The organism is Siminovitchia jepli (assembly GCF_047228825.1).
Classification (GTDB): domain Bacteria; phylum Bacillota; class Bacilli; order Bacillales; family Bacillaceae_C; genus Siminovitchia.
Genome location: NZ_JBFEGN010000204.1, coordinates 1 through 1,128 on the forward strand (window position 1 = coordinate 1; position 1,128 = coordinate 1,128).

Consider the following 1,128-nt stretch of genomic DNA (forward strand, 5'->3'; position numbering starts at 1 on the left):
CAAGCAACATAATTGATCGCCTCTAGATCCAGTACAGCCAACAATTAGCACTTATTTTGTTGGTGCGAAAGTTGAGTAAATAATAAAAAACGTGTTGATGAAGTATTACGGCTTGTGGGATTAAGCAATGTTAAAGATAAAAAGGTAAAGAATTATTCTTTAGGTATGAAGCAACGATTAGGGATTGCTACAGCACTTTTGAATGATCCGCAACTTTTAATTTTAGATGAGCCGACCAATGGACTTGACCCCGCTGGAATTCAAGAAATTCGTGAATTCATTAAAGAGATGCCAAAAAAATATGAAATGACCATTTTGTTATCCAGTCACCTCTTAAGCGAAATTGAGCTAATAGCTACACAAGTAGGTATCATCCACAAAGGAAATATTTTATTTCAAGATTCAATTAATGCACTACGTAAGGAAAGTGAAACAAAGATAAGAATTAAAGTCGATAATCCTCTCCAAGCAATTAAGTGTTTAGAACAATCGGGAATAAAAGCTTCCTTTTATACAGATCAAGATATTTTATATATAAGGGAATCAAGTTCGCAAATAGCTGGTGAGGCAAATAAGGTACTAGTCGAAAATGGTTTTTTTGTATCACGTTTGGAAGGTGTTAAGAAATCTTTGGAAGATATTTTCCTTGGTCTTACCGGAAAGGAGCATCATTTATAATGGGTCCAATTTTTTATTCCGATTTAATAAAAGTACAACGTTCGATGTTTTGGGGAATTGTCATATTGTTTCCTTTCATCCTTCTTGCAGGAGTTACCCTTTTATTGATACTCAATTTTCAAAACATTCAGCAGGATGTTTATCAAGGGAAAAGTTACAGTATATGGGGTTCCATGTGGATGGTAACCTATTATAGTAATTTCGTGATGATCCATTTATTTGTCACGGTATTGACTTCCTATCTTGCAAATGTGGAACATCAAGCCAATGCTTTTAATCTTATATTTTCAATGCCCATTTCAAGGGTGAAGTTCTATTGGGTCAGATATTTTTGGATTATTTCTGGTGTAATATTGTCAAGTCTTTTCTTAATGAAGCTTTTTGCGATGTTCCCTTTTTTCGTATATACCCACAAAAAGAAAGCACGCTTTCAGAGGGCGGTGACAATGA

Annotated in this window: 1 protein-coding gene and 1 pseudogene; both read left to right on the forward strand. The window is 34.5% G+C overall.

What is annotated here, in order from left to right; genetic code table 11:
- Positions 1-96: 96 nt before the first annotated feature.
- A pseudogene (locus AB1L08_RS22395) lies at positions 97-678 on the forward strand (ATP-binding cassette domain-containing protein); the annotation flags it as partial.
- Positions 678-1,128 (forward strand): ABC transporter permease (locus AB1L08_RS22400; RefSeq protein WP_413066779.1); only part of this gene is annotated, 451 nt, incomplete at its 3' end. The pseudogene AB1L08_RS22395 and the gene AB1L08_RS22400, both read left to right, overlap by 1 nt.